Here is a 20,970-nt window from a genome sequence, read left to right on the forward strand (position 1 = left end):
TCGCTCACCACCTGTACCAGCGGCCCCTGCCGCCGGCCGCGGTCGTGCCGCGCACCAGGAATCCCAGCAGCCAGACGACGAGCACTGCCAGGGCGATCCACCACAGTACCTTCAACGCGAATCCGGCACCGAACAGAATCAGCGCCAGAAGCAGGACCAGCAGGATGGGAACCATCATGTGAACCTCCTGCGGTCCGTGTTTCCGGAAATCCGCGAATCAGGCTTCTTTCCGGCACAGGACTTCCCCGTGCAGGACCGCGAACCAGCCGTCCTCCCGCCGGCCCCAGTCCCGCCAGGCCTCCGACACGGCCCGCAACCGCTCCGCGGTCGCGTGACCTCCCCCGGTGGCCCGGTCGGCATACTCGGAGGCGAGGGTGCGGTCCGCCCACAGGCCGCTCCACCAGGCCCGCTCCTCGGGCGTGGCGAACGTCCAGGTGCTGGAGCCGGCCGTGACGTCGCGCAGGCCCGCGGCCCGCGCCCACGCCGCCAGCCGGCGCCCGGCGTCGGGTTCACCGCCGTTGGCCCGGGCCACCCGCTCGTACAGGTCGAGCCAGTCGTCCAGGCCGGGCACCGCCGGGTACCAGGTCATCGCCGCGTAGTCCGCGTCCCGTACGGCGATGAACCCGCCCGGCTTCGTCACCCGGCGCATCTCGCGCAGTGCCCGCACGGGGTCGCCGACGTGCTGGAGCACCTGGTGGGCGTGGACCACGCAGAAGGTGTCGTCCGGGTAGTCCAGGGCGTGCACGTCGGCCACCGCGAAGTCGACGTTCGTCAGACCGCGTCCGGCCGCGGTGGCCCGGGCCTGTTCCAGGACGCCGGGCGCCCGGTCGACGCCGGTGACCCGGCCGTCGGGGACCAGTTCCGCCAGGTCGGCGGTGATGGTCCCGGGTCCGCAGCCGATGTCCAGGATCCTCATGTGGGGCTTCAGCGCGCCGAGCAGGTAGGCCGCGGAGTTGGCGGCGGTCCGCCAGGTGTGCGACCGCAGCACCGACTCGTGGTGCCCGTGCGTGTAGACGGCGGTCTCCTGCGCTTTCGGCATGGCTGAACCCCTTCACCCTCGTCGGCGGACCGGCCGGACCCGTCCGCCGGTACGGCTCAACCGTACGCGGGCGTGCCGAATGATGAGACCCGGGTTTCACTATGTGGGCAAGAAGGGCACTGTCCCGCGTACCTCAACGGGTGGCCGGCAGCGGGCGGTAGACCGTCAGTGCCTCCGGGAGCTTCTCCAGGGCCATCTCGCCCGACACCGCCGTCACCTCACCGTCGTACGCCAGCGGGGTGTCCGGGGCGATGCCGGTCAGCCGCAGCCGGTCCACCTGGACCGCCGCGTGCCCGGGCGAGCGGGTCAGCGGACCCGCGACCGCCGCCGTGAGCAGCCGCAGCGCGGGCCTGCCGTTGCCGTGCACCACCCGCACGTCCAGCAGGCCGTCCGCCAGATCGGTACGGCGGCCCGGGGTGAGGCCCATGCGGTGGTAGACGCCGTTGCCGACGAACAGCAGCCACAGGGGCCGCCGCTCACCGCCCAGCTCCACCTCCAGCGGGTGCCGGCCGGCGCGCAGCACGCGGAGCGCGCCGAGCACCCCGGCCGACCAGCCGCCGATCCGGCTCGACCAGCTGTCCCGCGCGCGCACCAGCTCCGGGTACACCCCCAGGCTCAGCGTGTTGAGGAACAGCCCCCGCGCCTCCCGGGTGGTGAACCGGACCGCGTCCACCCGGACCGCCTCGCCGTACCGGACGGCCTCGGCCAGCTGGCGTTCGTCCTCCACGCCCAGGTCGTAGGCGAAGTGGTTGAGGGTGCCGCCCGGCAGCACCGCGAGCGGCAGGCCGTGCCGCAGCGCGACCACGGCCGCCGCGTTCACCGTGCCGTCGCCCCCGCATACCCCGAGCACCCGGGCCCGGGCCGCCGCCTTCTCCAGCTCGTCGCCGACCTCCTCCGGCGCGCACTCGACGATCTCCGCCCGCGGCAGCGCGTCGTGCAGCGCCCGCACCCGGTCCGCCGTCCCCGACGCCCGGTTGGCGACCACCACCAGACCGTCGCCCTCGGGCAGCGCGGGGGCCGCGGCGCGCGGCCGGTCGGGCCGCCGGATCTGGGACCGGGTCGGCACCAGACGCCGTACCAGGAAGGCGGCGCCCGCGCCGAGTGCCGCCCCGGCCAGTACGTCACTGGGGAAGTGCACCCCCGTGTACACCCGGGACATCGCCACCGAGAACGCCACCGGTGCCACCGCCGCGCCCCACGCCGGGGACTCCAGGGCGACACCGGTCGCGAAGGCGGCGGCGGACGCCGCGTGGCCGGAGGGGAAGGACGTGGTGATCGGCTGCCGCTTGAGCTGCCGCACCAGCGGCACCGGGTCCAGCACCGGCCGGGCCCGGCGTACCGAGCGCTTGCCGAGCGTGTTGATCGTCAACGAGGCCAGGCCGAGCGAGACCAGACCGCGGGCCGCCGCCCGGCGGGCCCGGGGTGTGCGGCTCGCGGCCATCGCGGCGGCCGTCGCGAACCACAGCACCCCGTGGTTCGCGCTGCGGCTCAGGCGGGGCAGGACGCGTTCGGCGCCGGGCCAGTGCCAGGCGGCGGCGGCGTTGAACAGGCGGCCGTCGAGGTCGAGCAGCGTGCGCAGCGGGGCGCGGGCGGCGGTCGCGGGGGTAGTCAGGTCCACGTCTGGGCTCATGGGGTGCGGTTACCCTGAAGTGCCCGTTTCTTGTCCTGTGCGCCGGCCGGCCCGGTGCGAGAGGAGAACCCGGATGCGCCTGCTCCTCGTCCGGCACGGCCAGACCCCGTCCAACCTGAACCACCTGCTGGACACCGCCGTGCCCGGCCCGGGGCTGACCCCGCTCGGCGAGGCGCAGGCCGCCGCGCTGCCCGAGGCGCTCGCCGGAGAGGACATCGAGGCGCTCTACGCGTCCACGCTGATCCGCACCCAGCTGACGGCCGCCCCGCTGGCCGCCGCCCGCCGCCTGGACGTCGTCGTGCGCGACGGCATCCGCGAGCTGTCCGCCGGCGACCTGGAGATGCTGCCGGGCCACACCCCGGAGGGCGAGCGGTATCTGCGCACGGTCTTCGCCTGGGCCGCGGGGGACACCGCGCTGCGCATGCCCGGCGGGGAGAGCGGTGAGGAGGCCCTCGCCCGGTACGACGCGGTGGTCGCCGAGGCCGCCGCGAGCGGTGCCGGGTCCGTCGCCATGGTCAGCCACGGTGCCGCGATCCGCGTCTGGACCGCCGCCCGCGCCGCCAACGTCGACGTCGCCTTCGCCGCGGCCCACCCCTTGGAGAACACCGGTGTGATCGTCCTGGAGGGCTCCCCGGCGGACGGCTGGAAGGCCCTGTCCTGGGAGGGCGCCACGGTGGAACCGGCCGGCGAGAGCGGCCCGGCGGGCGAGGCACTGGGGACGACGGGGTAGCCGACGGCTCCGCCACCGACAGGAGGTCGTCGGGGGCCGGCGCGGGCGGGCCGGCTCGGCGCGGGCTGGCTGGCGCGGCCACGGTGGCCCATGGTCTCTGTGGCGTCCGGGGCCGCGACGGGGCACGGTGGCGCACGGTCCGCGCGCCGCATTCCCCGGCGGCCCGGAGGCGGCGGCCGATGCGGCGGTGGTCCGACGAGCCCGCTCGTGAGATCCGGCACCACCACGACCGCCCGCCACCGCGCCCGCCACCAGACCGGCTCCCAGTCGGTGGCCGTGGAGTTCCTCGTGCCGGCCGGTGTTCTGCCCTGCCCGGCGGGCCGGGAGGTGCCGGGCCCCGGTCCCGCTCGCTGCCCGGCGGGCGGCGGATAACGGTTTGCCCCGGGCGGGGGGTGGCTCGGAGAATGCCTGGCCATGGGACATCTCGAAGCCGCGCACCTGGAGTACTACCTCCCCGACGGGAGGGCGCTGCTCGGCGATGTGTCCTTCCGGGTGGGCGAAGGGGCCGTCGTCGCCCTGGTCGGCCCCAACGGCGCCGGCAAGACCACCTTGCTGCGGCTGATCTCCGGCGAGCTGAAACCGCACGGCGGCAGTGTGACCGTCGGCGGCGGCCTCGGCGTCATGCGCCAGTTCGTCGGCTCCGTACGGGACGAGACGACCGTGCGCGACCTGCTCGTCTCCGTCGCCCCGCCGCGCATCCGCGAGGCGGCGAAGGCGGTCGACGAGGCCGAGCACGCCATCATGACCGTCGACGACGAGGCGGCCCAGCTCCGGTACGCGCAGGCCCTCGCCGACTGGGCCGAGGTGCGCGGCTACGAGGCCGAGACCCTGTGGGACATGTGCACCACCGCCGCGCTCGGCGTGCCGTACGAGCGCGCCCAGTGGCGGCAGGTGCGCACCCTCTCCGGCGGTGAGCAGAAGCGGCTCGTGCTGGAGGCGCTGCTGCGCGGCACCGACGAGGTGCTGCTGCTGGACGAGCCGGACAACTACCTCGACGTGCCCGGCAAACGGTGGCTGGAGGAACAGCTCAAGGAGACCCGGAAGACGGTCCTGTTCGTCTCCCACGACCGTGAACTCCTCGCGCGCGCCGCCGAGAGGATCGTCTCCGTCGAACCGGGCCCGGCCGGTGCCGACGCCTGGGTGCACGGCGGCGGCTTCGCCACCTACCACGAGGCCCGCCGCGAACGCTTCGCCCGCTTCGAGGAGTTGCGCCGCCGCTGGGACGAGAAGCACGCCCAGCTCAGGAAACTTGTCCTGACGCTCCGTCAGGCAGCCGCCGTCAGCCACGAGATGGCCTCCCGCTACCAGGCCGCCCAGACCCGTCTGCGCAAGTTCGAGGAGGCCGGCCCGCCGCCGGAGCCGCCCCGCGAGCAGGACATCACCATGCGGCTGAAGGGCGGCCGTACCGGCGTACGGGCCGTCACCTGCGAGGGACTTGAGCTGACCGGACTGATGAAGCCGTTCGACCTGGAGGTCTTCTACGGCGAACGGGTCGCCGTCCTCGGCTCCAACGGCTCCGGCAAGTCGCACTTCCTGCGGCTGCTCGCCGGCGAGGACGTCGCCCACACGGGGGAGTGGAAGCTGGGCGCCCGGGTCGTGCCCGGCCACTTCGCCCAGACCCACGCCCACCCCGAGCTCCAGGGCCGCACCCTCCTCGACATCCTCTGGAAGGAGCACGCCCAGGACCGGGGCGCCGCCATGTCCCGGCTGCGCCGCTACGAGCTCACCCAACAGGCCGAACAGAGCTTCGACCGGCTCTCCGGCGGACAGCAGGCCCGCTTCCAGATCCTGCTGCTGGAGCTGGCCGGCGCCACCGCGCTGCTCCTCGACGAGCCCACCGACAACCTCGACCTGGAGTCGGCCGAGGCACTCCAGGAGGGTCTGGAGGCGTTCCAGGGAACGGTCCTCGCGGTCACCCACGACCGCTGGTTCGCCCGCTCCTTCGACCGCTTCCTGGTCTTCGGCTCCGACGGCCGGGTCCGTGAGACACCCGAACCGGTCTGGGACGAACGGCGCGTGGAGCGGGCCCGGTAACCCGGACCGCCCGCCGCGCCGGGGCCGTCACTTCCAGCGCAGCAGCGCGCCCATGCCGCCCGCCGCGACCTCGTCGCCGGCCTCCTCCAGCACGGGCGTCAGCGAGACGACCGGCGCGTCGGTCACCACGGCCGCCCGCACCAGCGCGTCATCGGCGCGGGCCGGCCAGGCGTGCTGCTCGCCGATGTTCCTCAGCTCCGTACGGCGGGCCGCCAGCTGGTCCGGGTCCTCGCCGATCCACACCTCGCGGTGCGTGTCCGGCGCGTCCGGGCGGATCAGCAGCTCGGCCAGCCGGTGCTCGCGCGCCGCCTCGACGAGCTGCGGCACACCCTCGACCGCCGCGGCCCGCCGCTCCTCGTCGGGCGTCCGGGCGGCCCGGTACCGGGCCACCTCGGCCAGCACCCGCTCCCGGACGTGCCGCGCCCGGATGTCCTCCACCTCCCCCGGCAGCAGCCTGCTGCCGATGCCGTGCCCGGCCGCCACGGTCCGGTCCCGGAGCCGCTGGGGAAGCTGCTCGCGCACCGACCGGCACTCGCGCTCCTCCCCGCACAGGATCAGCAGGTCGGCCCCGGTCTCGGCCTGGCAGGCCGCGAGGGCCCCGGCGACCTCCCGGGCGTTGTGCTCCCAGGTGTTCTCCACCTTCAGCCGGAAGTGCCGCTCGGACCAGTCGGAGGCCCTCGCCCGGTGCATCGGCCACTGCCTGCTGCCCGTCACATGCCCGGCCTCCTCCCGGAGCACCGCGCTGCGCAGTTCGAAGTCGGCACCGGCGCGGTCGATGTACGCCACCAGCGACACCGGGTCCTCCCCGGCCAGGTCCAGCAGCGGCGTGACGTGCGGCAGGGTGCCCCAGTGCACCAGGCCCCGCGGCGGGGCCCGGGTCAGCGGCACCTGGAGCACGATCTCGCCGTTCCGGGCGAAGACGGCCCGCCCGTACGGCTCCGTGCTGTGCCGCAGCGCGTCCACGGTGTCGTACACCGCCCGGCACGTGGCCTCGTCGGCGCCCTCCTCGCGCAGCCGCCGGGCCACCGCCTCCGCCGTCAGATGCCTGCGGTGCTCCATGCCCTCGTCGTGCTGCGACAGGTCGATGTATGCGGAGGCCCAGGACCCCGGATGTTCGTACAGTGGATTCAGGAACGCGAGCTCCATGGATTCCTCCCGGAAATCGCTCGGGGCAGTGCGTGCCGGGCGGGTACCCGTAGCCCATGAACGAACACGACGAGCGGGGCACCACCATGACCGGAGTCGACCCCAGCCGGCTGGACGACCAGCAGCTCATGAAGGAGCTGGAGACGATCCACCGCACGCGCCACGACACTCTCCTGTACGGCTCGAACGACGCGCTGCGGGCCCACAACGAGCGCATGGCGCAGCTGGAGGGCGAGTACCTGCGCCGCAACCCCCGCCGCCTGGTGAGCGCCGCCCGCACCCGGGAGGGCGCCCGTGAGCGCGGCTGCGGCGAGGCGGCGACCCCGGGCACGGCCGGCACCTGACGCCGCCCACGGCAACACCCGCGGGACGGCACCCCTCACCCGATCAGGCGCCGACACGAAAGGGCCGGCCCCTGACGGGCCGGCCCCCTCACCTCCGCGTCCGGTCAGCCGGCCTCGCCGGCGAACACGTGCAGGAACGCGTCGCAGAACGCCTTCAGGTCGTCCGGCTTGCGGCTGGTCACCAACTGGTTGGAGCCGTGGTCGCAGATCTTCACCTGCTCGTCCACCCAGGTGCCGCCGGCGTTTCGGATGTCCGTGCGCAGACTCGGCCAGGAGGTCAGCACCCGGCCGCGTACGACGTCCGCCTCCACCAGCGTCCACGGCGCGTGGCAGATCGCCGCGACCGGACGGCCCCGCTCGAAGAAGTCCTTCACGAACGCGACGGCCTTCTCGTCCATTCGCAGGAAGTCCGGGTTGGCCACCCCGCCCGGCAGGACGAGACCGCCGAACGATCCGGCCGAGGCCTCACCCACCACCTCGTCCACGGGGAACGTGTCCGCCTTGTCCAGGTGGTTGAACGCCTGGATCTTCCCGGACCGGGTCGACACCAGCACCGGCTGGTGCCCGGCGCCGGAGGCCGCCTGCCACGGCTCGGTCAGCTCGACCTGCTCGACGCCCTCGGGTGCCACCAGAAACGCGATACGCATGATCCTCAGCTTCCTTTCACTCTCCGCAGCGTGGCCCGGTGGGCCCGGGCCCGGTGCTTCCTCGCCCGGGCCGCCCGCCGGCAACGCGCCAGCTCCTCGCCGTACGGCAGCAGCACGCACGCGCCGACCACCAGACCGATGCCCGTCAGGTAGCCGGGCGACAGCGGGCGCCGGCGCGGCACCAGACGCCACGCGTCCGGGTCCCCGCGCCCCCCGCGCAGCAGCGACCGCACCTGATCGGCGTGCAGGCACATCAGCGAGACCAGCCCGCCGAACGGCAGCGACTCCAGAAAACTGTGGATGTGCTGCTCGACGGGCTTGATCTCACGGTCGCTGTGGACGGCGGTCCGCACGTCCCACAGCGCCGTCGCCTCGTGCACCGCCGCCGCGCCGAGCTGCACGGACAGCAGCAGCGGATTGACCTCGTAGCGCAGGGTGAGCGCGATGGGCAGGCCCACCTCCGCCATCATCAACGAATGGATCAGGGACTCCTTCGTCCCCGCCGTGTCCTCGATCCGGGTCCGCCGGTGCATCGCCCAGTCGGCGAGCCCCGGCACGAACCAGCCGGGCAGCAGCCCGTACAGCAGGACCGCGTGGTGGCGTCCCCCACGTCGGCCGTGGCACCGCGCGCGATGCCGGCCGCCTGGTCCTGGCTCATGCGCCGCCCGCCACGGCCTCGGCCAGCTGCTGCATGTTCTCGTACCGGCCGCCGTGCGGCAGCGCGGCCACCGCGTCGACCAGCCCGCCGGGCGCGTTGCTCCGGCGCAGCGCCCGGGCCAGCTCGCCCGGCTTCGCGGGAAAGGTGTGCCGGCTCAGGTGCCGGGCCAGCTCCAGCCGGGTCCGCTCCAGCGACGCCGGAGACCCCAGACCGCCCACCGGTCCGCTCCACACCTCCGGATCGTCGTCCGCGGCGGGCTCCGGGTCGTGCCACTCCTCGACGCGTGTGGGATGGCCGGACCGGAGCAGCCCCTTCAGTTCGTGCTTCATCTCGTCGTCCCGGTGGACGCTCAGCCGGTCACTGCCTCGCTGCATGTCTCCCTCCAGAGGGTCGAAGGTCCGCACCGCGTACCCGGTACCGCACGTCCGACACGGGGTCGGCGCCGCCCGGTCACCGCTCGGCCTAGTGCTTCTGCCGGCCCGGCAGGAACTCCTGCACCTTCGCCTTCAGCCCCTGCTTGACCATCGAGCCCCGGTCGGCGTCGCCCTTGAGGATCGACGCGGCCGTGGCCTCCATCTGCTCCCAGCTGGCGTGGGGCGGGATCGGCGGTACGGCGGGGTCGGTGAGGAACTCGACCACCGCCGGTCCGTCCGCCTCCAGGGCGGCCCGCCAGCCCGCCTCCACGTCCTCCGGCTTCTCCACCCGGATCCCGGTCAGACCGAGCGAGCGGGCGAAGGCCGCGTACTGCACATCGGGGATCGACTGCGACGGCAGGAACGACGGGGCGCCCTCCATGGCCCGCATCTCCCACGTCACCTGGTTCAGGTCCTGGTTGTTCCACACGGCCACCACGAGCCGCGGATCCGACCAGCGGTCCCGGTACTTCGCCGCCGTGATCATCTCCGCCAGGCCGTTCATCTGCATCGCCCCGTCCCCGACCAGCGCGAACACCGGCCGGTCCGGGTGCGCGAACTTCGCCCCGATCGCGTACGGCACCCCCGGGCCCATCGTCGCCAGCGTCCCGGACAGCGAACCGCGCATGCCCGGCCGCATCGTGATGTGCCGGGCGTACCAGTTGGCGACCGACCCCGAGTCCGAGGTGAGGATCGCGTTGTCCGGCAGCAGCGGGTCGAGCGCCCGGGCCACGTGCTCCGGGTTGATCGGATCGGCCGACAGCCCGGCCCGCCGCTCCATCGTCTCGTGCCAGCGCTTCACGTTCGCGCACACCGTGTCGTACCACTCGCGCCCGCGCCCCTCCGCCTTCAGCATCGGGATCAGCCGCCGCAGCGTGGCCCGGGCGTCACCGACCAGGTTCACCTCGTACGGGTAGCGCATCCCGATCATGTGCGGGTCGATGTCGATCTGCACTCCGCGCGCCTTGCCGAAGTCCGGCATGAACTGCGCGTACGGGAAGGACGAGCCGATCGTCAGCAGCGTGTCGCAGTCCCGCATCATCTCGTACGACGGCCGGCTGCCCAGCAGTCCGATCGGCCCGGTGACGTACGGCAGCTCGTCGCTCAGCACGTCCTTGCCGAGCAGCGCCTTCGCCACCCCCGCGCCGAGCATCTCGGCGACCTCCCGGACCTCCGCGACCGCGCCCGCGGCGCCCTGCCCGACCAGGATCGCCACCTTGTCGCCCGCGTTCAGCACGTCCGCGGCCCGGCGCAGCGCCTCGTCCGTCGGGGTCACCGTGTAGTCACTCATCCCCAGGCTGGAGGGCACCATCTTGAACTCGTGCGTCGGCGGCGAGTAGTCCAGCTCCTGCACATCGGCCGGGATGATCAGCGCGGTCGGGCAGCGCCGGGCGTACGCCGTCCGGATCGCCCGGTCCAGCACGTTCGGCAGCTGCTCCGGCACGGTCACCGTCTCGACGAACTCCGAGGCGACGTCCTTGTACAGCGTGTGCAGGTCGACCTCCTGCTGGTACGAACCGCCCATCGCCGTCCGGTTGGTCTGCCCGACGATCGCCAGCACCGGCACGTGGTCCAGCTTCGCGTCGTACAGGCCGTTGAGCAGATGGATGGCACCCGGCCCCGACGTCGCCGCGCAGACCCCGATCCGGCCGCTGAACTTCGCGTACCCGACCGCCTCGAACGCGGACATCTCCTCGTGCCGGGACTGGATGAACCGCGGCTGGTCCTCGGCGCGGCCCCAGGCGGCGAGCAGCCCGTTGATGCCGTCACCCGGGTAGCCGAAAACCTGTTCCACCCCCCAGGCGCGCAGGCGCTCGAGGATGTGGTCCGAGACCTTGGTGCTCATGGAGAGACCTCCCGGTGCAGTGCGTAGCGGACGATCCGGTCAGCGGATACCGAGTGACCTGCGCGGGGGGCGGAAAACCTCCGGGGGCGGGTACGGAGCGGGTTCCGGGGCGCCTTGAGCCTGCCGTCGGCCGGACTGTCACCCGGCCGGCCCCGGGTGTCCCGCGAATGGGCTCCGGCCGCGCGCGGTACGGCGGCACGCGGGCTGTCATGGCAGCGAGGGCACGACCCGTGTCCTTCCGTCACCCGGGCACCGCACGGTGTCGCCGACGCGCTGTGCGACGGTCACACCGCGCGCGACCGGCACGCCGGTGTACGCCGCACCGCGCACCGGCGCCCGGCCGTGCCGCCGCTGCCCGTTGCCTGCCGTCCGCCGTCCGCTGCCCGCCGAGGAGTCCCTCCATGCGCCGCACCGCCCGCGCCCTGTCCGCCGCCCTCGCCGCCGGTGCCGTGCTCGCCCTCACCGGCCCCGCCGCCGCGGCCCCCGTCTCCGGCACCCCCACCGCGCCCGCGTTCTGCGACCCCCTCAGCGTGCCGGCGCCGGTCGTGCCGGCCGCCGCCTCGGGCACCACCCGCGCCACCGCCGGGGGCGATACCGGGAGGGCGCGTCGGGCCACCGGCCCCGCTGCCGCCCGGACCGCCGGCGCCCCCTGTCCGTCCGGCTCCCCGGCCCCGGGCACGCCCCTGACCGGCGGCCACTCCGTCACCCGGAGCGGCGAGGCCCCCACGGCGCCGGTCACGGCCTGCGCGGACGGCGCACTGTGCGGTCAGGACAGCCCGCAGAACGCCGGGCGGGAGGGCACGGGGGCCGTGCCCGGACTGGACGGCCTCGGGGACCCGGGCGCCGGGACCGGGCCGGACGAAGGGTGGGACGGCGCCGGGCAGGACGGTTTCGGCCAGGACGGTGCCGGCCGGGCCGGCGCGGGCGAGGTGGGGCCCGGGCGGGTGACCGGGCCGGACGACGGCGGCCAGGACGGGGGCGGGACGGGAGCCGGGCGGGACGGTGCCGGGCAGGACGGGGGCGGGCAGGACGGCGGTGGACGGCAGAACACCGGGAAGGACTCCGCCGGGCGGGACGGCACGGGCAAGGACGCCGCCGGCACGGGCAAGGACCCCGCCGGGCAGGACGGTTCCGGGCGGGAGTGCGCGGGGGTGGGAGCCGGTGCGGGGGCGGGCTCCTGCGGCCATGACGACCACTGGTGCGCGGAGTCCGGCGAGGGGGGCTGCTCGGACGGCCGCACCTGTGGCGAGTCCCACGGCTCCGACCCCTGCGCGCCCGCCGGCGTCCAGCACGGCGTGGACGCGGGACGGGGCGGCACCTTCGACGACTCGGTCCCCGCCCTGGCCGCCGGCGCCGCCCTCATCGCCGCCGCCTGCGCGGGCGCCGTCTACCGGCTGTTCGGCCACCGGGTGTCCGGCCACCGACTCTTCCGGGGAGGCGAAAGCGCGGGGATGTGATCCGGGCAACTCCCGGCACCGCCCATGGAGGGCCGTCCGGCGGGTACACACCTTCCCGAGGGCACCTCCCACGGACCTCACCGGAACCGCCCGCCGCACAGCCGGCCCGGAGCACCACAGGACACGGCAGGACACGCACGACGAGACGGACACCCGCCCGGACAGGTCGCAGACCCACGCGGCACACGCGGACGGCACGGCAGCCCACGCGGACGGCACGGCCCGGAGCGGGTGGCACGACGGCACCACGGACTGCGCGGAGGCGGACATGCGGCGGACGGACCTCGAAGAAGGCCACGGCGCCGTCCGCTACGGCCCGCCGCTCCCCGGCGACGGCCTGCCCGTGCTCCCCGAACTGTCCGCCGTGCTCTCCGCCTCCGCGAGCCGCGCCGACGCCCAGCCCGTCGGCGGCGCCCCCGCCCTGCTGGAGGCGGCCTGCGGCTACTGGACCCGGCGCGGCCTGCCCTGCGTCCCCGACCAGGTGGCCGCCGGACCCGGCGCCCCCGCCCTGCTGCTCGCCCTGACCGCCGCGCTCGCCGGTGACGGGGCGGACGTCCTCGTACCCCGGCCGTGCCCGGCCTGGTGGGCCCCGTACGCCCGCGTCCTCGGCCGGCCCGCCTTCCACGTCCCGACCCCGGCCGAGGGCGGCGGGGTCCCCGACCCGTACGCGCTGCTGGAGACCGTCCGCCGGGTCCGTGCCGAGGGGGGTGACCCCCGGCTGCTGGTGCTGTCCGTCGCCGACGACCCCACCGCCACCGTCACCCCGCCCGAACTGCTGCACGAGACCGTCGAGGCGGCCACCGCCGAGGGCCTGCACCTGGTCAGCGACGAGACCTGGCGGGACACCCTGCACGCCCCGCACGACACCGTCCTGCTCAGCCCCGCCGAGATGTGGCCCGGCCAGGTCACCGTCGTCACCGACCTGGCCGGCGCCCTGCTGCCCCCCGGCTGGCCCGCCGCCGTCGCCCGCTTCCCGGCCACCGACAGCGGACGGCACCTCCACGCGCGCGTGCTCGACATCCTCACCGCCCTCGGCGCCCGTCTCCCCGCACCGGTCGCGGCGGTCGCCGGCTACGCCCTGGACGAGCCCCCGCCCGTCATCGAGCGCCGCGAGGCCACCGTACGGCTGCACGCGCGCGTGGCCGCCGCCGCGCACGCCGCCGTCGTCGCCGCCGGCGCGCTCGCCCGGCCCCCGCAGGCCGGCCGGCACCTGTACGTCGATCTCGGCCCGCTGCGGGAACCGCTCGCCGCCCAGGGCGTCGGCGACGCACAGGAACTGGAGGACTTCCTCACCGCACGGCTCGGCATGCCCGCGCCCGGCGGCCACCGCTTCGGCGACGACCTCGGAGCGCTGCGCGTCCGGCTCGCCACCGGGCCCCTGCTGGGCGCCACGGACGAGGAACGCACGGAAAGCCTCACGTCACCCGAACCGTTGGAACTGCCACACGTGCAACGGGCGTTGATCTCCTTGAGGTCGGCCTTCGACGATCTCCGCGACGACGCTCAGCGATGGGAGCATCCTCGATGACGCAGCAGACGCAGCAGACGCATGAGCCCGGCCCGGCCACGGCCGTGGCAGCCGGCGAACCCGGCACGCCGGCCCCCCTCGCGCCCCCTTCCCCGCCCCTGGCCGAGCCCCGCCCGCTCGGCGAACACCGCGCCTGGCCCCGCACGTTCCACGACCGGCTCACCGCCCCGCTGCCCGGCCTGAAGGCCCTCGCCCGCTTCGCCCGCGAAGGCGCCGTGCGCCCCGGACCCGAAGGTCTCGCCGACATCCCCCGTCTGCCCTACGCACCGGCCCCGCTGCCCCGCGTCGACACCCGCACCCTCGCCGTCACCTGGGCGGGACACGCCAGCTGGATCGTCCGTATCGGCGGCCTGACCGTCCTCACCGACCCCGTCTGGTCCCGCCGCATCCTCGGCACCCCGGCCCGCGTCACCCCCGTGGGCGTGCCCTGGGAGAGCCTGCCCCGCGTCGACGCCGTCGTCATCAGCCACAACCACTACGACCACCTGGACGCCCCCACCCTGCGCCGACTCCCGCGCGACACCCCGGTGTTCGCACCCGCCGGCCTCGGCCGCTGGTTCCGGCGCCGCCGGTTCACCCGCGTCACCGAACTCGACTGGTGGGAGGGCGCCGAACTGTCCGGTGTCCGCTTCGACTTCGTCCCCGCCCACCACTGGTCCAAGCGCACCCTCACCGACACCTGCCACAGCCTGTGGGGCGGCTGGGTCCTGACCGACCCCGACGGACAGCGCCTCTACTTCGCCGGCGACACCGGTTACGGCCACTGGTTCTCCCGCATCGGCCGCCGCTACCCCGGCATCGACCTCGCCTTGATGCCCATCGGCGCCTACGACCCCCGCTGGTGGCTCAGCGACGTCCACTGCGACCCCGAGGACGCGGTCCAGGCCACCCTCGACCTCGGCGCCCGCCGCATGGCCCCCATGCACTGGGCCACGTTCATCCTCTCCGCGGAGCCGGTCCTGGAGCCGCTCACCAGAGCGCGGACGGCCTGGGAGAAGGCGGGGCTGGAGCGCGAGGACCTGTGGGACCTGCCGGTCGGCGGCTCAAGAGTGCTGGACTGACGCGGCGTCCCGGCGCCCCCTCACCCGGCGGCCCGGACCCGCCGCCACACACCGGGCGCCGCGCTGATGACGACGGTCAGCACCACCGCCACCACGACCCCCTCCCACGGCTCGGCGAACAGCGAACCCCCCACTATCCCGATCACCTGGTACGTGGCCGCCCAGGCGAGACAGGCAGGCAGATTCCCCCGCGCGAACCGCCTCAGCGGCCACTCCGCCATCAGACAGGCCAGCATCACCGGTATCCGCCCGGCCGGCACCAGCCGGGACAGCACCAGCACCGCCACCCCGTGCTCGGCCAGCTTCCCCCGCGCCTGCGCGAGCCGTTCCTCCGGCGCCCGCGACCGTATCGCCTCCAGCCACCGCGACCCGTTCTTCGAACGCATCCCGCGCCGCCCCAGCCAGTACAGCGCCGCGTCCCCCAGGAACGCGGCCAGCGACGCCGTCACGAACACCAACGCCAGCGGGAACGGCGTCGTCTGATGGAACGCCACCACCGCCGCGGAACTCACCAGCGCGCCCGTCGGCACGACCGGCACCAGCGCCCCGACCAGCACCAGCAGGAACAACGACGGATAGCCCATCACTTGCTGCGTCGGCCCGGGCGTCACCGCCCGCGACACGTCGGCCAGCCATGTCACCGCGCGACCTCCAGCCGCACGCTCTCCCCGTGCCCCAGCTTGTGCACCGCCACCCCCGGCGCGGCCACCGCCGCCAGCCGCACGAACTCGTCGCCCGGCGCGTGGAACTCGTGCGGGCGCACCGCGTCCATGCCGATCGGCCAGTACGTCCCGTAGTGCACCGGCACCGCCAGCCGCGGCGCCAGCCGGGCCAGCGCGCGTGCCGCGCGGCCCGCGTCCAGATGCCCCTCCCCGAGGTACGGCCCCCAGCCGCCCACCGGCAGCAGCGCCACGTCCACCGGCCCCACCCGCTCGGCCATGTCGTCGAACAGCCCCGTGTCCCCGGCGAAGTACGTCCGCGCCTCGCCCTCGACGACGTAGCCCAGCGCGGGCGAGCGGTGCGGACCCACCGGCAGCCGCCGCCCGTCGTGCAGCGCCGGCACCACACGCACCAGCAGCTCGCCGATCCGCACCTCGTCACCGGGAGCCACCTCGGTGATCCGCAGCTGCCGCAGCTGCCGCAGCCGGCGCAGACCGGGTACCGCCCGTGGTGCGCCCCGGGGCACGAGCAGGCGCGTGCCCGGGTCGAGGCAGGCCAGCGACGGCAGGTGCAGATGGTCCGCGTGCAGGTGGGAGACCAGCGCCACGTCCGCGCGCCGGGCCCCGGGGGGCGGCACCGCACCCCGGCGGCGCCGCAGGTGCGCCAGCCGGCGGGCGAACAGGGGGTCGGTCAGCAGGCGTACGTTCGCATCCTCCAGCGCACAGGTGGCGTGACCCCACCACGTGATCTCCACCGGCACCTTCTTCGCCTCCTTCACGCGACTCCCCGAAGCCTACGGGCAGGAGTAGGGTCGGCGGCGAAACCCGGAGGTGAGGGGGACGCCATGGGACAGCCGCGGGGTGCCTTCGGGGCGCTCACGACCGTGCGGGTCACCGCCATCGCCAGCCTCACACCCCTGGTGGAGCTGGAGGCCGACCCCTTCCTGGTGGACTCGCGCAGCCAGCACGCGATGTGCGCCCGCTGGGCCGCCGAGCACGGCTACGTGGTCGCCCGGGAACTTCTCGTCGGCGGACTGCGTTTCGACCACTGCGCGCTCTGGGACGGGGTGCGGCCCGGAGTGGACGTGTTCGTCGCGCCCAGCCTCCGGGTGCTGCGCCGGGCCCTGTCGTCGGTGGAGGAGTTCACCGCCGAATGCGCGCGCCGGGGCGTGCGCGTGGAGACGGTGGGGCGGGCCGAGCCGGCGTACGACGCGCAGATGAAGGCGCGGGTGCACCGCCGGCTGTCGATGCCGACGGCCGGCTACGACGGACGGTGACCCCCTCCCGGTCCCCGTTTTCCGATGGCCCGCCCGGGCGGACGGCCGCACGTGTGACAAGGTGGAGCCGGCTCGATCGGGCCGGTGAAGCGAGAGGAGGCCCCCCGGCCACAGGGTGGGGGAGGGCCGGGACGTGAGGTGTGCGGGGCGTGGGCGGGGTGCGGTGGCGACGGATCGCCAGTCAGGTCGGGCGGAGCGTCGCCGTATGGGCGGTCTCCACGGTCACCATGCTGGTCCTCGCCGCGATCCTGCCCGACTTCCAGCTCCAGTCCGCCGACGGTGACAGCGCCACCCGCATCGCCGTGGCCGCCGCCTGCGGTGCGGGCGCCTTCGGCATCCTCTCGGCCGTGGTCTGGCCGCTCCTGGTGCGCTTGCTGCTGCTCGTCCCCGCCCTCGTCCTCGGCCTGCTGGTCTTCTTCCTCAACGGCTCCCTGCTGCTGCTCGCCCTGCGCATCAATCCCTCCGGGCGCGGCGAGGCCGCGCCCGAGACGGCCGTCATCGTGGCCGCCGTGATGTCCGCCGTCGCGTCCGCCACCGGCGCGGCCCTCGCCGTGCGCGACGACGAGACCTACCGGCGCCGCCTGCACCGCCTCGCCACCCGCAGCCGACGGGACCATCCGCCCTGTCCCACCGCGCCCGGACTGCTGTGCGTGCAACTCGACGGCGTCGGCCACGACGTCCTGGTCGACGCGGTCCGCAAGGGGCTGATGCCGACGGTGGGCCGCTGGCTGTCCGGCGGCGACGGCGTACGGCCGGCGGACGGCACCCCGCGAGCGGCGGTCGGCCGTGCCCGGCCCACCCACCGCCTGACCCCCTGGCGCACCGACTGGTCCAGCCAGACCGGTGCCAGCCAGCTCGGCATCCTGCACGGCAGCACCTTCGACGTGCCGGCGTTCCGCTGGTACGAGAAGGACCGGGGCGAGGTGATGGTCTGCAACCGGCCGACGAGCGCCGCCGAACTGCAACGCCGGGCCATACGGCACACGGGCGACGGCGGACTGCTCACCGTCGACGGCGCCAGCCGGGGCAACCTGTTCAGCGGCGGCGCCGCCGAGCAGGCCCTCGTCCTGTCGATCGCCGCCCGCCGCCGCGGCCCGGGGAACCGTTCCCGCGCCGGGTACTTCGCCTACTTCCGCGACCCGGCGGGCGCCGTCCGCACCGCCCTGTCGTTCGTCGCCGAGGTGGGCCGCGAGATCGGCCAGTCCACCCGCGCCCGGCTGCGGGGACAACGCCCGCGCGTCGGCCGGGGCGGCCTCTACCCGTTCGTCCGCGCCTTCGCCACCGTCGTCGAACGGGACGTCGTCGTCGCCGCGGTCATGGGCGACATGCTCGCCGGCCGCACCGCCGTCTACGCCGACCTCGTCGCCTACGACGAGGTCGCCCACCACTCCGGCCCGCGCAGCCGCGACGCCGAGAAGGTCCTGCAACGCCTCGACCGCTCCCTCGCCCTCCTCGAACGGGTCGCCGAACACGCCCCGCGCCCCTACCGGATCGTCGTCCTCTCCGACCACGGACAGAGCCCCGGCGAAACGTTCCGCGCCCGCTACGGCCTCACCCTCGGCGACCTGGTCCGGGCCGGCTGCGGACTGCACGTCCCGCGCCGGGCCCAGCGCACCCGCAGCGGCGCCGAGGCCCGCGCGGCCGTCCGCGCCGCCCTGCGCCGGCCGGTGGAGGAGAAGGGCGAGCACCACCGCCCCTCCCGCCGCTCCGAGCCGATCGTGCTGGCCTCCGGCAACCTCGGCCTCATCTCCTTCCCGGACGTCCCGCACCGCATGACCAAGGAAGAGATCGACGCCCGCCACCCCGCCCTGCTCACCACGCTCGCCAACCACCCGGGCGTCGGCTTCCTCCTCGTGCGCAGCGAGGAGCACGACGGCGTCGTCCTCGGCGCCTACGGTGCCGAGATCCCCCTGGCCGAGCTGGACGACGAGCCCGGCCCGCTGGCCCGCTTCGGCCCCGGTGCCGCCGACGCCGTCCGCCGCACCCACTCCTTCCCGCACACCGCCGACATCATGGTGAACTCCGCCTACGACCCCGCCGACGGCGAAGTCCTCGCCTTCGAGGAGCAGATCGGCTCGCACGGCGGGCTCGGCGGCGCGCAGTCCCACCCGTTCCTGCTCTCCCCGCACGAGCTGTCCGCACCGGCCGGGGACGGGGAGGAGCTGACCGGCGCCGAGCACATCCACCGTGTGCTGCGCCGCTGGCTGAGCGAGCTGGACGGCCCCCAGGTGCCGCTCGCCCCGGACGTGGCGGAGGAGCGGGCCGCCTGACCCCCGGCCGCACCGCCGTACCCCCCGCACCGTCCTCGGACTCCGGTCCCGCGGGGACGTCACCTGCCGTTCACGCGCCGTGGGCCGGTCTTCGGAGTGCGATGAGCCCGGATGTGATCGGATAGGGACATCCGGGAACCCCGGAACCGCGACACTCGCGAAAGGAAGCATCGTGGCAACCACGCGCACCGCGCACACCGTCTGGGAAGGCAACCTGCTCGAAGGCAACGGCATCGTCACCTTCGACTCCTCCGGCATCGGCCAGCAGCCGGTCACGTGGGCCTCGCGCGCCCAGGACGCGAACGGCAAGACCAGCCCCGAGGAACTGATCGCCGCCGCCCACTCCAGCTGCTTCTCCATGGCCCTCTCGCACGCCCTGGCCGGCGCCGGCACCCCGCCCACCCGGCTGGAGACCAACGCCGACGTCACCTTCCAGCCCGGCGAGGGCATCACCGGCATCCACCTCACCGTGCGCGGCGAGGTGCCCGGCCTGGACGCGGACGGCTTCCGGTCCGCCGCCGAGGACGCCAAGAAGAACTGCCCGGTCAGCCAGGCCCTGACCGGTACGACGATCACCCTGACGGCCGAGCTGGCCTGACCCCCGCCCCACGCGGGCTGCCGCGCCCTCGCCCGGGGGGCGATCGTCCGCCGGTGGCCGTCGCGCCCCGGCCGCCCGGCCGGGGCGCGTCACGGGGGCGTTCCGGTGGGTGCGGCCGGCAGGGTGGCGCAGACCGCGTCCAGGACGTCCGCGTACGGGGTGCCGTAGTCGGTCAGCCGCGTGCGCAGCCGCTCCAGGCCGTCGCGGTACTCGGTCAGCAGGCTGGTGTCGCCGGTCCGCGCGGTGAACTCCAGCACCGCCGGCAGGAAGTCCGGCAGTTCCTCGCCGCTGCACTCCAGGCCGTGCCGGCGGTAGACGTCCTGGAAGCGGACCAGGGACGTCCCGTGCCGCCGGGTGCCGCCGTCGTGCCACCGGCTCAGGTACAGGCTGTGCCGGTTCCCGAGGTCGAAGACCCGCTCGTAGTGCGCGGCCAGTTCCCGCCGCGGGGTGACGGCCGCGTGGTCGGTGAACGCCCGCAGCGGCGGGGCGGCCTCGCGCAGCAGTGGCAGCCGGGCGACCAGGTCGTCGTCCGGGTAGGTCAGGCACAGGGCCGCCGCCTGGTAGAGCACCGCGTCCGAGGGCATCGGGCCTCCTTCGCGTCGTCGGGGCGGGCCCGCCCGCGTCGACGGGGGCCGCACCCCTCGGGCACTACTCAGAACCTAGGGGCGGCCCCGGGGACGCACCTGTCCGCAGACCCGTACGGGTCACGCCGGACCAGGAGCGGCACCAGCGGGCCCCTACGGGTCACCCGGGGCTCAGAGGCTCTCGCGGTGCTCCCGCAGCAGCTTCAGCGTGCGCTGGGCGGACGCGGCCCGGGCCGTCATGTGGTCCAGCACCTCCAGGTGCGCGGCCACCTCCTGACGCGAGTCCAGATAGAGGGCGCCCGTCAGGTACTCGGTGAACACCATGTCCGGCAGCTCCGGCTCGGCGAACCGGAACAGCGTGAACGGTGCGTACGTCCCCGGATGCGGGCCCGCCGCGAACTCGGCGATCTGGAGCGTGACCCGGTCCCGCACGGCGTACTCCAGCAGCCGGTCCAACTGGTCCCGCAGCACCTCGGACCGCGTGCTCACCGGACGTCTGAGCACCGTCTCGTCCATGATCACCCACAGGTGGGGAGGGTCCTCCCGCTCCAGCAGCCGCTGCCGCTCCATGCGCAGCGAGACATGCCGTTCGACCGTCTCCGGCGAGGTCTGCCCGATCGTCCCCGCCTCCATGACCGCGCGCGCGTACTCCTCGGTCTGGAGCAGACCGGGCACGAAGTGCGGTTCGTAGGAGCGGATGACCCGGGCGGCGCCCTCCAGACTGACGTACAGGCTGAACCAGTCCGGCAGCACGTCGTGGAACCGCTGCCACCAGCCCGGCTGGTTCGCCTCCTCGGCCAGCCGCACGAACGCGTCGGCCTCCTCCTCGGGCACCCCGTAGGTGGTCACCAGCACCTGTACGTAGGGGATCTTCAACGCGACCTCGGCCATCTCCATCCGCCGTACGGTCGCCGACGCCACCCGCAGGACCCGGGCGGCCTCCTCACGGCTCAGGCCCGCCGCCTCCCGCAGCTCCTGCAACCGCTTGCCCAGCACCACCTGGCCCACGGTGGGCGCAGCCCGCCGCTCACTCACCGCCACGCCCTCCC

21 protein-coding genes and 1 pseudogene are annotated in these 20,970 nt (G+C 74.7%); 10 read left to right on the forward strand and 12 right to left on the reverse strand.

From position 1 onward, the window contains the following. Positions 1 to 4: 4 nt before the first annotated feature. The 3 genes from IE294_RS16760 to IE294_RS16770 form a co-directional block, all read right to left on the reverse strand. Positions 5 to 175 (reverse strand): hypothetical protein, encoded by a 171-nt coding sequence (locus tag IE294_RS16760; RefSeq protein WP_014676019.1) that lies wholly within the window; start codon positions 173 to 175, stop codon positions 5 to 7. A gap of 42 nt (positions 176 to 217) precedes the next feature. Beyond that, positions 218 to 1,039 (reverse strand): class I SAM-dependent methyltransferase, encoded by an 822-nt coding sequence (locus IE294_RS16765; RefSeq protein WP_189886795.1) that lies wholly within the window; start codon positions 1,037 to 1,039, stop codon positions 218 to 220. Positions 1,040 to 1,172: 133 nt separating this feature from the next. Then, entirely contained in the window at positions 1,173 to 2,669 is a 1,497-nt protein-coding gene (locus tag IE294_RS16770) for a bifunctional phosphatase PAP2/diacylglycerol kinase family protein (protein ID WP_189886796.1), read from the reverse strand. Positions 2,670 to 2,742: 73 nt separating this feature from the next. On the opposite strand from IE294_RS16770, the gene IE294_RS16775 reads away from it, so the two are divergent. The 3 genes from IE294_RS16775 to IE294_RS16785 all read left to right on the forward strand — a co-directional run bounded on the left by IE294_RS16775 (position 2,743) and on the right by IE294_RS16785 (position 5,433). Beyond that, positions 2,743 to 3,399, forward strand: coding sequence for a histidine phosphatase family protein (locus IE294_RS16775; RefSeq protein ID WP_189886797.1), 657 nt, complete (start codon positions 2,743 to 2,745; stop codon positions 3,397 to 3,399). 207 nt (positions 3,400 to 3,606) lie between these two features. Then, positions 3,607 to 3,771 carry a hypothetical protein gene (locus tag IE294_RS16780; RefSeq protein ID WP_189886798.1) on the forward strand — a complete coding sequence of 55 codons (165 nt, stop codon included), beginning with the start codon at positions 3,607 to 3,609 and terminating at the stop codon, positions 3,769 to 3,771. Between the two features lie 42 nt (positions 3,772 to 3,813). Then, positions 3,814 to 5,433, forward strand: coding sequence for an ABC-F family ATP-binding cassette domain-containing protein (locus IE294_RS16785; protein WP_189886799.1), 1,620 nt, complete (start codon positions 3,814 to 3,816; stop codon positions 5,431 to 5,433). Between the two features lie 27 nt (positions 5,434 to 5,460). Here IE294_RS16785 and IE294_RS16790 read toward each other — a convergent pair whose 3' ends face one another. Continuing rightward, complete coding sequence (locus tag IE294_RS16790) at positions 5,461 to 6,579, reverse strand: baeRF2 domain-containing protein (RefSeq protein ID WP_189886800.1); 1,119 nt, start codon at positions 6,577 to 6,579, stop codon at positions 5,461 to 5,463. Positions 6,580 to 6,635: 56 nt separating this feature from the next. On the opposite strand from IE294_RS16790, the gene IE294_RS16795 reads away from it, so the two are divergent. Continuing rightward, entirely contained in the window at positions 6,636 to 6,923 is a 288-nt protein-coding gene (locus tag IE294_RS16795) for a DUF6158 family protein (protein WP_014676026.1), read from the forward strand. A 104-nt stretch (positions 6,924 to 7,027) separates the two neighbouring features. Here the strand turns inward: IE294_RS16795 and IE294_RS16800 are convergent, their stop codons facing one another. The 4 genes and pseudogenes from IE294_RS16800 to IE294_RS16815 form a co-directional block, all read right to left on the reverse strand. Beyond that, on the reverse strand, positions 7,028 to 7,570 hold the full coding sequence (locus IE294_RS16800) for a type 1 glutamine amidotransferase domain-containing protein (protein WP_189886801.1): 543 nt from the start codon (positions 7,568 to 7,570) through the stop codon (positions 7,028 to 7,030). A 5-nt stretch (positions 7,571 to 7,575) separates the two neighbouring features. Continuing rightward, a pseudogene (locus IE294_RS16805) lies at positions 7,576 to 8,228 on the reverse strand (diguanylate cyclase). Continuing rightward, complete coding sequence (locus IE294_RS16810; RefSeq protein ID WP_189886802.1) at positions 8,225 to 8,602, reverse strand: DUF2795 domain-containing protein; 378 nt, start codon at positions 8,600 to 8,602, stop codon at positions 8,225 to 8,227. The pseudogene IE294_RS16805 and the gene IE294_RS16810 overlap by 4 nt, the downstream one beginning before the upstream one ends. A gap of 88 nt (positions 8,603 to 8,690) precedes the next feature. Next, on the reverse strand, positions 8,691 to 10,487 hold the full coding sequence (locus tag IE294_RS16815; protein ID WP_189886803.1) for a thiamine pyrophosphate-requiring protein: 1,797 nt from the start codon (positions 10,485 to 10,487) through the stop codon (positions 8,691 to 8,693). A 401-nt stretch (positions 10,488 to 10,888) separates the two neighbouring features. On the opposite strand from IE294_RS16815, the gene IE294_RS16820 reads away from it, so the two are divergent. The 3 genes from IE294_RS16820 to IE294_RS16830 all read left to right on the forward strand — a co-directional run bounded on the left by IE294_RS16820 (position 10,889) and on the right by IE294_RS16830 (position 14,533). Beyond that, positions 10,889 to 11,944 carry a hypothetical protein gene (locus IE294_RS16820; RefSeq protein WP_189886804.1) on the forward strand — a complete coding sequence of 352 codons (1,056 nt, stop codon included), beginning with the start codon at positions 10,889 to 10,891 and terminating at the stop codon, positions 11,942 to 11,944. 268 nt (positions 11,945 to 12,212) lie between these two features. Continuing rightward, positions 12,213 to 13,472: an aminotransferase class I/II-fold pyridoxal phosphate-dependent enzyme gene (locus IE294_RS16825; protein ID WP_189886805.1), complete on the forward strand. Its 1,260-nt coding sequence runs from the start codon at positions 12,213 to 12,215 to the stop codon at positions 13,470 to 13,472. Further along, on the forward strand, positions 13,469 to 14,533 hold the full coding sequence (locus IE294_RS16830) for an MBL fold metallo-hydrolase (RefSeq protein ID WP_189886806.1): 1,065 nt from the start codon (positions 13,469 to 13,471) through the stop codon (positions 14,531 to 14,533). Before IE294_RS16825 ends, IE294_RS16830 begins: the two co-directional genes overlap by 4 nt. A gap of 20 nt (positions 14,534 to 14,553) precedes the next feature. Here IE294_RS16830 and IE294_RS16835 read toward each other — a convergent pair whose 3' ends face one another. Both IE294_RS16835 and IE294_RS16840 read right to left on the reverse strand, forming a co-directional pair. After that, positions 14,554 to 15,117, reverse strand: a complete 564-nt coding sequence (locus tag IE294_RS16835; RefSeq protein ID WP_189887096.1) for a DedA family protein — start codon at positions 15,115 to 15,117, stop codon at positions 14,554 to 14,556. A gap of 53 nt (positions 15,118 to 15,170) precedes the next feature. Next, entirely contained in the window at positions 15,171 to 15,953 is a 783-nt protein-coding gene (locus IE294_RS16840; RefSeq protein ID WP_189887098.1) for an MBL fold metallo-hydrolase, read from the reverse strand. Between the two features lie 84 nt (positions 15,954 to 16,037). Here IE294_RS16840 and IE294_RS16845 point away from each other — a divergent pair, with 84 nt between their 5' ends. From IE294_RS16845 to IE294_RS16855, 3 genes are all read left to right on the forward strand, one after another. Next, positions 16,038 to 16,469, forward strand: a complete 432-nt coding sequence (locus IE294_RS16845) for a hypothetical protein (RefSeq protein ID WP_189886807.1) — start codon at positions 16,038 to 16,040, stop codon at positions 16,467 to 16,469. Between the two features lie 140 nt (positions 16,470 to 16,609). Further along, positions 16,610 to 18,739: a phage holin family protein gene (locus IE294_RS16850; RefSeq protein WP_189886808.1), complete on the forward strand. Its 2,130-nt coding sequence runs from the start codon at positions 16,610 to 16,612 to the stop codon at positions 18,737 to 18,739. A gap of 172 nt (positions 18,740 to 18,911) precedes the next feature. Continuing rightward, positions 18,912 to 19,337 (forward strand): OsmC family protein, encoded by a 426-nt coding sequence (locus IE294_RS16855; protein WP_014676038.1) that lies wholly within the window; start codon positions 18,912 to 18,914, stop codon positions 19,335 to 19,337. Between the two features lie 89 nt (positions 19,338 to 19,426). Here the strand turns inward: IE294_RS16855 and narJ are convergent, their stop codons facing one another. Together narJ and IE294_RS16865 are read right to left on the reverse strand one after the other, a co-directional pair. After that, positions 19,427 to 19,921 carry a nitrate reductase molybdenum cofactor assembly chaperone gene (gene narJ / locus IE294_RS16860; RefSeq protein ID WP_189886809.1) on the reverse strand — a complete coding sequence of 165 codons (495 nt, stop codon included), beginning with the start codon at positions 19,919 to 19,921 and terminating at the stop codon, positions 19,427 to 19,429. Positions 19,922 to 20,092: 171 nt separating this feature from the next. After that, positions 20,093 to 20,956 carry a Sco1979 family transcriptional regulator gene (locus IE294_RS16865; protein WP_189886810.1) on the reverse strand — a complete coding sequence of 288 codons (864 nt, stop codon included), beginning with the start codon at positions 20,954 to 20,956 and terminating at the stop codon, positions 20,093 to 20,095. Between the last annotated feature and the right edge of the window lie 14 nt (positions 20,957 to 20,970).

This window comes from Streptomyces canarius, from assembly GCF_014650735.1.
Lineage (GTDB): Bacteria > Actinomycetota > Actinomycetes > Streptomycetales > Streptomycetaceae > Streptomyces > Streptomyces olivaceoviridis.

What these genes read in the sequence shown, in the direction of transcription:
- IE294_RS16770 (WP_189886796.1), bottom strand. Translation starts at nt 2,669, where the DNA reads ATGAGCCCAGACGTGGACCTGACTACCCCCGCGACCGCCGCCCGCGCC.
- IE294_RS16845 (WP_189886807.1), top strand. Translation starts at nt 16,038, where the DNA reads ATGGGACAGCCGCGGGGTGCCTTCGGGGCGCTCACGACCGTGCGGGTC.
- IE294_RS16825 (WP_189886805.1), top strand. Translation starts at nt 12,213, where the DNA reads ATGCGGCGGACGGACCTCGAAGAAGGCCACGGCGCCGTCCGCTACGGC.
- IE294_RS16830 (WP_189886806.1), top strand. Translation starts at nt 13,469, where the DNA reads ATGACGCAGCAGACGCAGCAGACGCATGAGCCCGGCCCGGCCACGGCC.
- IE294_RS16835 (WP_189887096.1), bottom strand. Translation starts at nt 15,117, where the DNA reads ATGGGCTATCCGTCGTTGTTCCTGCTGGTGCTGGTCGGGGCGCTGGTG.
- IE294_RS16765 (WP_189886795.1), bottom strand. Translation starts at nt 1,039, where the DNA reads ATGCCGAAAGCGCAGGAGACCGCCGTCTACACGCACGGGCACCACGAG.
- IE294_RS16795 (WP_014676026.1), top strand. Translation starts at nt 6,636, where the DNA reads ATGAACGAACACGACGAGCGGGGCACCACCATGACCGGAGTCGACCCC.
- IE294_RS16785 (WP_189886799.1), top strand. Translation starts at nt 3,814, where the DNA reads ATGGGACATCTCGAAGCCGCGCACCTGGAGTACTACCTCCCCGACGGG.
- IE294_RS16800 (WP_189886801.1), bottom strand. Translation starts at nt 7,570, where the DNA reads ATGCGTATCGCGTTTCTGGTGGCACCCGAGGGCGTCGAGCAGGTCGAG.
- IE294_RS16820 (WP_189886804.1), top strand. Translation starts at nt 10,889, where the DNA reads ATGCGCCGCACCGCCCGCGCCCTGTCCGCCGCCCTCGCCGCCGGTGCC.
- IE294_RS16810 (WP_189886802.1), bottom strand. Translation starts at nt 8,602, where the DNA reads ATGCAGCGAGGCAGTGACCGGCTGAGCGTCCACCGGGACGACGAGATG.
- narJ (WP_189886809.1), bottom strand. Translation starts at nt 19,921, where the DNA reads ATGCCCTCGGACGCGGTGCTCTACCAGGCGGCGGCCCTGTGCCTGACC.
- IE294_RS16815 (WP_189886803.1), bottom strand. Translation starts at nt 10,487, where the DNA reads ATGAGCACCAAGGTCTCGGACCACATCCTCGAGCGCCTGCGCGCCTGG.
- IE294_RS16775 (WP_189886797.1), top strand. Translation starts at nt 2,743, where the DNA reads ATGCGCCTGCTCCTCGTCCGGCACGGCCAGACCCCGTCCAACCTGAAC.
- IE294_RS16760 (WP_014676019.1), bottom strand. Translation starts at nt 175, where the DNA reads ATGGTTCCCATCCTGCTGGTCCTGCTTCTGGCGCTGATTCTGTTCGGT.
- IE294_RS16790 (WP_189886800.1), bottom strand. Translation starts at nt 6,579, where the DNA reads ATGGAGCTCGCGTTCCTGAATCCACTGTACGAACATCCGGGGTCCTGG.